This is a genomic window from Mycobacterium sp., assembly GCF_035640695.1.
Lineage (GTDB): Bacteria > Actinomycetota > Actinomycetes > Mycobacteriales > Mycobacteriaceae > Mycobacterium.
Genome location: NZ_DASQVQ010000094.1, coordinates 1 through 7,709 on the forward strand (window position 1 = coordinate 1; position 7,709 = coordinate 7,709).

The 7,709-nt window shown below is 62.9% G+C and carries 8 protein-coding genes; 3 read left to right on the top strand and 5 right to left on the bottom strand.

What is annotated here, in order from left to right:
* Positions 1–1,049 precede the first annotated feature (1,049 nt).
* A complete protein-coding gene (locus VE759_RS11435; RefSeq protein ID WP_324931950.1) occupies positions 1,050–2,720 on the top strand; it encodes a phospholipase D-like domain-containing protein in 1,671 nt (556 codons plus the stop codon).
* Positions 2,721–2,738: 18 nt separating this feature from the next.
* Here the strand turns inward: VE759_RS11435 and VE759_RS11440 are convergent, their stop codons facing one another.
* The 5 genes from VE759_RS11440 to VE759_RS11460 all read right to left on the bottom strand — a co-directional run bounded on the left by VE759_RS11440 (position 2,739) and on the right by VE759_RS11460 (position 5,015).
* Positions 2,739–3,065, bottom strand: a complete 327-nt coding sequence (locus VE759_RS11440) for a DUF302 domain-containing protein (protein ID WP_324931952.1) — start codon at positions 3,063–3,065, stop codon at positions 2,739–2,741.
* A complete protein-coding gene (locus VE759_RS11445; protein WP_324931955.1) occupies positions 3,062–3,757 on the bottom strand; it encodes a DUF302 domain-containing protein in 696 nt (231 codons plus the stop codon). The genes VE759_RS11440 and VE759_RS11445 overlap by 4 nt, the downstream gene beginning before the upstream one ends.
* A 208-nt stretch (positions 3,758–3,965) precedes the next feature.
* On the bottom strand, positions 3,966–4,250 hold the full coding sequence (locus VE759_RS11450) for a hypothetical protein (protein WP_324931958.1): 285 nt from the start codon (positions 4,248–4,250) through the stop codon (positions 3,966–3,968).
* A 199-nt stretch (positions 4,251–4,449) separates the two neighbouring features.
* Positions 4,450–4,767: an MTH1187 family thiamine-binding protein gene (locus VE759_RS11455; RefSeq protein ID WP_324931961.1), complete on the bottom strand. Its 318-nt coding sequence runs from the start codon at positions 4,765–4,767 to the stop codon at positions 4,450–4,452.
* Positions 4,768–4,772: 5 nt separating this feature from the next.
* Positions 4,773–5,015: a hypothetical protein gene (locus VE759_RS11460; protein WP_324931963.1), complete on the bottom strand. Its 243-nt coding sequence runs from the start codon at positions 5,013–5,015 to the stop codon at positions 4,773–4,775.
* A 169-nt stretch (positions 5,016–5,184) separates the two neighbouring features.
* On the opposite strand from VE759_RS11460, the gene VE759_RS11465 reads away from it, so the two are divergent.
* Positions 5,185–6,279, top strand: a complete 1,095-nt coding sequence (locus VE759_RS11465; protein ID WP_324931965.1) for a phenazine antibiotic biosynthesis protein — start codon at positions 5,185–5,187, stop codon at positions 6,277–6,279.
* Positions 6,280–6,323: 44 nt separating this feature from the next.
* The gene (locus VE759_RS11470; protein ID WP_324931968.1) at positions 6,324–7,688 is read left to right on the top strand and encodes an aldehyde dehydrogenase family protein; all 1,365 of its coding nucleotides are present in this window, start codon (positions 6,324–6,326) and stop codon (positions 7,686–7,688) included.
* Positions 7,689–7,709 lie beyond the last annotated feature (21 nt).

The following is a 7,709-nucleotide window of genomic DNA, read 5'->3' on the forward strand; positions in this document are numbered from 1 at the left end:
GGGAATAGGCCAATAAAGGAACGCGAAATTCAGACATTTCCGATCGTCGCACGAAATTCGTCGTCGTCTGGTTCCCCGACCAAAGACGTAGTCAGTGAAAATTAACCGACACGTAGAATTACGATAACAAGACCGCGTGGCCCGTCACTCTTGCCATGATCAACAAGTCGTAAGCAACGATTCACTTGTTTGTAACGCAAAAATCGTCTGTACGTCCCATGGGCTGATTCGGGGCCACGCCGGCGGAAATGTCAACGACCCAATCTCCTTGGCCGCGTGTTCTTTTCAATGCGACAGCATACCGGCTGCTGAGAAGCGCCGCCGCTCAGACGGTTCGTCTGCCCGTCGCGATCGGCGACTCGTGGCAAGTGTTTACCTACTGCTTGCGGGGAGCGACTTCCCAGGAGATCGACATCGAACATATAGCTCATTCACAGCCGTGATAGCTAATTCGCGCAGCGTGTGATCGGGCCGGATCTTCCGATAAAGATTCGAGTAGTGGACTACTCTAGGCGCGCTTGAATCCACAGACGATGATCGAATGCGCACGAAACAGGCCGATCTGCAAAGGAGACAATTATGGCTGAAGCGCCGGTTATCCACGTTGGTTCAGATACACGGGCCAAGCCACAACCCGAGGCGTTCAGAGACGCGGAATTTGCAATCAAGGAAACGGGCTTACAGGTGACGTTTACATCCGATCCCCACATCGGAGGCGCTGGGACACTCAATGGGGCAGGTGTTGCGGTGTTGGTTACCTGTTTGTCACTGGGCTCGAGAACTTTCATCGAGGTGGTAGGCACGAGCCTGGACAGCAGTGCTGCCGAAGAAACCCGTAACAGGATTCGCACAATCACGATGGGTCCGCCTAGCTGAAAATACTGCGCAGCGCACTCACGCACGCAGGACGCTACACCCAGTGGCGTCCTGCGACAGCTAGACTGCCGGCCCCGCATCCCGCGGTGGGAGCCGCGCAATCGAACCTGCCGTTTCGGTCGGAAGCCTGAGGCCGGATTGGGCCGCTTAACTGCACACTCATCGGAGAAACCATGCCAGTAGTCACGAAATCATATGTCTCCCCAACGCTTGTCCTGCTCGCCTTCGACTGGCCGGCGGGGAAAGACCGGAACGACTTCCTTGGGTTCGCGATCGAGCGGACCCCGGGCTTCGGCGCGTCGGCGACGAGCTGGTTGCCCAACCGGATAGGTTTTGATGGTCCCGCACCGCATCAGGGAGATATCCCGACTAACGAGGCACCGATACAGAAATTTTTCTGGTGGGATGCCCGCATCGATGACAAAGACCGGGGCGCAATATTCACCTATCGTATTGTGCCCGTTGCGGGTACACCGACATCGTTCACGTTGCTCGACGATGAAAGCGCCACCATTGAAGTCACTGTCCCCCACGTCGAGGAGAACGGGATCGGTAGTTACTTCAACCGTGCCGTCGTCAGCTCACAGGCGTTCACAAAGGAGTTTCCGGACATCAACACCGACGCGAAGCGACGCGCGGCAGAAGCCTGGCTCGGCAACGGACTGGAACAGGCGGTTCCGCGGTTCCTGGACGGCTCCGCCGGCAAGGACATCGAGGGCGCAATCTACCACCTCACCGACGAGAACTGGATCTTGCCGGCATTCAAATCCTTCGCCGGACAAGTCTCGTTGGTGTACAACCAGACGACCAAAGACCACGTCTCGGACACGGCGATCCAAGAACTCGTCTCCGCCGGAAGACCCGAAAAAGACTTCGCGCCACGCACGCACGCGAACATCATGCACAACAAGTTCCTGGTGCGCATGGGTGATGGCGGTGCAGCGGAGGCCGTGCTGGCCGGTTCTGCGAACTTCACACCTGAAGGCCTATCGGTGCAGGCGAATCTCCTGCACTCGTTCGAGTCGGCCGGTCTCGCCGAGCTCTATGCCGCGCGGGCCCGGGAATTGGCGAACGATCCCAGTCTTACAGCCACGCAGCAATCCCAGACAGGCTGGTCTGACCCGCTGCAAGTCGGAGACGCCACCATCCGCGTCTACTTCCCCCCCGAGCCAAGCGATAGCCGCGAATCCCTCGATGCGATCGTCAAGGCAGTCAACGCGGCACAACATTCCGTACTGCTATGCGCGTTCGACCCGACTGACTTGGCCCTGCTCGACGCGGTTTTCGGCGCCGCAGATGCCGGCAAGATGATGCTGGCGCTGGTCAACCGTGTACCGGCGACGCAGCCGCATGGCGATCCACACCGGGCCGACGTGGCCGCCGAGATCGCAATCGTCAACCGAGCCGAAAAAGACCACGACATCGTCGGTTTCAACGGTTTTAAGGCAGGCGACACCCCGACGGGCTTCGCACCGGAACGCATACTGTGGCCCGGCGAGGACCCGAAGATCATGGTCCGCGTTCATCACAAGTTCGTCGTGATCGACGCCGAAGGCGATCATCCGGTGGTGTTCACCGGCTCGGCTAACTTCAGCGGAAACTCTCTGCACAAGAACGACGAGAACCTGCTGGAGATTACCGAATGCCCCCGACTGGCCGGGATCTATCTGGCGGAGTTTCTGCGGCTATTCGAACACTACAGAGCCCGCTTGGCCTTCGAACGCCGGCAGGCCGGCGATCACACGGCGTTCACGCTGACTCGTGACAGCACTTGGACGACAAAGTACTACACGCCCGGCAGCGCCGAATCCAAGGCTAGACAGGCCATGGCGGGCACCGGCTGATACGGCGCAGCCAGACACCTATGAGTTCGGGCTGCCGGCGGCTTTACTGGTGAAGTAGTTGTTGGACGCGACCGCTATATCGAGCACCGAGTCTTCGCCGCTGACTTGGTGTCGGGCGGCCAGCGCACAAATATCGGGATGGCCTACGTGCACCGCGCCCCCATCGTCCTGCCACGCCAGGAAGCGCGGCGGCAGGTCGATGCCCATTGTTTGTTGTGCGCCGACCAGAGCGACCGATACCGTCGCGTCGTCGGTCAGCGTCAACTCTGTCGCCGGTATCGGAGAGCCCGCGCTGGCCGCATCCGCGCCGTGATCCACAGTCACCACGGTCGGTTGGTTGTTCATGGCAAAGCAGCTTGATAACAGGCAATGGCGTCGGGAACCGTCGTGTTGCTGACTTTTTGGGCCAAGGATCCGGCACATGACGGCGAGCCACCGTCACCGGCCGATGCGCTGCTTCCCGTTGCGGCGGCGGCGATCGACGCCGACCCGCTACGCAATCCGTCCACGACACCGCTTGCAGGGTCGATGCCCGCGCACGCCGCCACATACTCCGCCGAGTTGTACGCGACAAATACCGTGCCGCCCGCCGCCTGCCACACCAGATACTTCTGGGGCAGGTCGATCCCGGCGCGTTGGTTCGCCGCGATGATCTGGGCACCGGCCTTCGGATTGCCGCCGATGACCAGTGTGGTGGGCCGAAGCTGCTTACCGATCCACCCGGCGATTTTGGCGAAATCGACTGTGGTGGCTACCTTTCCGACCGAACGGAGTTGATCTTGCGTGCGGCTCAGCGTCTGCGAGAATGGATATGTACTCTTGTAAACCACCATTCCGGCCACGGTCGGGACGCCATCACCCGCGGTGGTTCCCGCCGCATCCGCGGGATCGGCGAAAGCAGCGGCCGATTCGGACCAGACCAGCACCAACGATGCTGCCAAAGCGGCGATAAGCAACCAAAGGCGTGATTGTCGCCCCACCATGCCACTCCGATCCCCGGGACACATTCGGCTTACGCTCCCATTCGGGACCGGCACGGCATACCGTGTTCAGCGGCGTTTCATCCGTTCTTCACACGCCATGGATCGCGACCGCGTCGTCGTCCACCTCGCGCTGTTGACCCCTGACCGGCGGCACGCCGGCACGACGTAGCGCAAAGACCCAGCGCCGGCGACTGCGATGTCGCCGCCGCTGGGTGCGTTGGATGCGAAGCCCTTCCGCGCAAGGCCGCCTAGCGACCGGCGACTAGTCGTTTGGGCACGCCACGTCGACAGTGACCAATGTATGCTGCTTTTCCTGCCGGCTGGCCGAGTCGTCCAGGGTGGGGTGGACGCCCGCGACACTGCATCGCGACAGCGGGGCGGAGGTGATAACACCGTTGACCTGCACGTTGTAGCCCTCGGACTGCAGGCTTTTGATGGTATCGGCGGCCGATGCGGCGCCGGGGAAAGCCGCGGCCGTACCGGACAGGCCCAGCGCCGCCGACGCAAGGGCACCCGCGGCCAGCGATGTGACAACAAACTTCGTCATGATGAACCTCTCTGTGGGCGAGCGGGAGATTTGCTCGCATCTGCTTGGTGACGCAGTAAATGGTGCAGGTGCAGAGGTGCACGAAGCTTGGAGATTGTGTGGAGATCTGCCGGAGATCACCAGCATGTTTTCCGCAGCGGTGGGCGTGACCGTGTCCCGGGCAGGGGGTCTGCCGCGCCATCGCGACGGCCGGGCGATGCTAGGGCTCGACGTCGGCGTCCGACAGGTGCCGCTCCACCGAAGCGACCTTGGCCGTCATCGCGTCCCTCGCGCCCAGCCGCCAGTCCGCTTTGATCACCGTGCTGACGCGCGGCGCCCGTGCCGCCACCACTTCCACCGCGCGCTGAACAACAGCCATCACCTCATCCCAGCTATCGCCCTCGATCACGGTGAACATGGCATCGGTTTTGTTGGGCAACCCGGATTCTCGGACCACCTTCACCGCTTCGGCGACGATTTCCCCGACGCTCTCGCCGGCGCCGAGCGGCGTTACCGAGAACGCGACGAGCAGAGACACTTACTTCACCTTTCACAGCGCAACGGCACGAGCGTAGCCGCGGATACCCCGTCATTCACACTGACCGACTGAGCGCTCGCCTGATGCAAACGCAGTCGGCTGACGCCTGCCGCGTTGGCGGTTTCCTCGGCGGTGAGCTCGGCTCGGCGCCGGGCAGCGTAGAGCCGCTGGCCGAGCGTCGCTGTGGGCGCTTTGGCGGCCCGCAGCGTGAGTTCGTCGTACCGCTTGCCCACGGTGCTCAACGCCATGACGACGTCGGGGCTGCCTTTGGCAGCCCGCGCGGCATTCGCCGCCACGGTTTCCAGCTTGCGTAGCTGCGACAACACCGAACTGAAGTCCGGATCAGATGGTGACCGAGCAACCGCCGGATGGGCGCAGGGCTGCCATTCCTTCCGGCGGTGCGACAGGATTGGTGACATGGGAGACGTGGATTTTTCGCTGTTGGATGTTCCCCGCACGGAACGAATCGCCGATCCACAGGGCTACTTGCGTGCCGCGATCGCTTGGCACTTCGGTGAGAAGACCGGATCTCGCTACTGGCTGCAGACCGCACAGAGGCTGAAATTCAACCCGCTCACCGATATCGACACCTTCACGGACCTGCGCCGATTTCCCAATCTCGGAAACGAGCTGCGCGATGTTCCTATCGAGGATGTGATTCCGCGCGGCTACGGCTCGCCGGCCCCGATCCCACGCATCTTCGAGTCCGGTGGCACCACCGGCGCTCCGAAACGAACGGTTCAGATGCCCGACTGGATCGAGCAGGTGCTCCAGTGGCAGACCGAGGACTTCAGGAGCGGCGGCTTCGTCGCCGGTCGCGGGCTGCTGGGACTGGTGCCCAGCGGCCCGCACGGTGTCGGCTTTTTTTCTCGGCTGGTCTGCGAGCGCCTCGGTTCGGTGTTCTTTTCGATTGACCTTGACCCCCGATGGGTGAAGAAGATGGCCGCCCGCAAAGCGTCCACCGATGTGTCGGCATACGTTGACCACCTCATCGAGCAAGCGGAATTCATTCTGCAGACGCAAAACGTCGCGAATCTGCATACGACTCCGCCTTTGTTTGAGGCCCTTGCTCGCCACGATCACATCGTGGAGTTGATCAACACGAAGATCGACTACGCCGTGCTCAGCGGTGCTCATTGCGATGCCGATACGCTCGGACTGCTCCGCGAGATCTTCCCGAATACCGCGATCACGATGTTCTTCGGCAGCACCATGATCCTGTCGCAGGCGGTGACTCGGGACGCGGAGGCTGAATCGTTTGTTTTCGACCCCCGGACGCCGTACGTGGTGTTTTGGGTGATCGACCCGGATACCGGCGATCCGGTGGCCTATGGTGAGCGCGGCCAGGTGGTGATGAGCCACATCAGCAAGGGCATGTTCATTCCTAACAACCTCGAGCGCGACAGTGCCATCCGCGTGCCCGGACCCCCGGGCCAAGTTGGCGATTCGATCGCCGAGGTGCGGCCCGTCCCGATGTTCGAGGGCGACGCCGTGATTGAAGGCGTGTACTGACCGTGACCGACGAGTATTCCCAATACTCCAGCGGCACACCGACTCTGGTAGCCATCGATGCGCTCGGTGCGCAAAGCCCCTACCGGAGCCGTAATCGCGAGGTCGTCAGCGACACCGCCGGTGTGCCCGTCGCCGAGATGAGCATCGTGCCGCCGCTGTATGCCGCTCGCACCGTGAGCGCGCAACGCAAGCTGCGACCGCTGCCGCTGCATCAACGTGCTGCGGCGCTGGCCAGCACCGCGGGGGTCTTCACCGAGTCGGTGATCGCCGGACTCGATTTCGATGCCTATGTCGAGCTGGTCAGCCGAGTGTCGGGTCTGCCCATCACGGTGACCCGTGCCCAAGCCCGCGAGGTCGCCGAGTGCACAGCGTCGGCATTCGATACGGCGAGCGCGGCTCGGCCGGTCGGAACGGCCCTCGACTGGCGCGAGGAGCACACGCGCACCGGTACCGCGGTATGGGCACGGCGCGGCGATGTGTTCGCGGTCCATGCCTCCGGAAATGCGCCGGGCATTCACGGTCTGTGGCCGCAAGCGCTGGCGCTGGGGTACCGGGTGGCGGTACGACCGTCCCGGCGGGAGCCATTCACAGGCCAGCGACTTGTTCTGGCGTTGCGGCAGGCGGGTTTTCGCCCGGGCGATGCGGTGTACCTGCCGATGGACTATTCCGGCGCCGACGAGATCATCCGCGCCGCCGACCTGGCCATGGTCTACGGGGGTCAGGACGTCGTGGACAAGTACGTCAACCAGCCGACGGTTTTTGTCAACGGTCCGGGGCGCGCCAAGATCGTGATAACCGCCGAGTGCGACTGGCGCGACTACCTCGACACGATCGTCGACTCGATCGCCAACCTGGGCGGGATGGCGTGCGTGAACACGACTGCCGTGCTCTATGAAGGCGATGCCGCTGCGCTTGCCGGGGCGATTGCCGGGCGACTCGCGATGATTGAGCCGCTGCGTGCCTGCGACGAGCGGGCGACCCTGCCGACTCAGCCCATAGGCAGGGCGCGCGAGCTGGCGAATTACCTTGCCGCCAAAGCCGTCGGCGCCACCCCGCTGCTAGGCGCCGGTCAGGTGGTCGCCGACCTGGGCGATGGCTGCGCCGCGCTGCGCCCGGCCGTGCACCTGCTGGCCAATCCGGACGTGGACAAGCTCAACATCGAGCTGCCGTTTCCGTGCGTATGGGTGGCGCCGTGGTCGCGCGCCGACGGTACTGAGCCGCTGCGGCATTCGCTGGTCATCAACGCGATCACCACCGATGAAGCGCTGATCGACGAGCTGCTCAGCGAACCGAGCGTGACCAACGTCGTCACCGGCCACCACCGCACCTACCACACGACGCCGGGCATGCCGCACGACGGATTCCTTGCCGACTTCCTGATGCGCAACAAGGGTTTCATCCGGGACTGACGTCCCCAACGACCAACCATC

Excerpts from the sequence above, each read along its gene's own strand:
- VE759_RS11435 (WP_324931950.1), top strand. The coding sequence starts at position 1,050 with ATGCCAGTAGTCACGAAATCATATGTCTCCCCAACGCTTGTCCTGCTC.
- VE759_RS11440 (WP_324931952.1), bottom strand. The coding sequence starts at position 3,065 with ATGAACAACCAACCGACCGTGGTGACTGTGGATCACGGCGCGGATGCG.
- VE759_RS11450 (WP_324931958.1), bottom strand. The coding sequence starts at position 4,250 with ATGACGAAGTTTGTTGTCACATCGCTGGCCGCGGGTGCCCTTGCGTCG.
- VE759_RS11460 (WP_324931963.1), bottom strand. The coding sequence starts at position 5,015 with ATGGCGTTGAGCACCGTGGGCAAGCGGTACGACGAACTCACGCTGCGG.
- VE759_RS11465 (WP_324931965.1), top strand. The coding sequence starts at position 5,185 with ATGGGAGACGTGGATTTTTCGCTGTTGGATGTTCCCCGCACGGAACGA.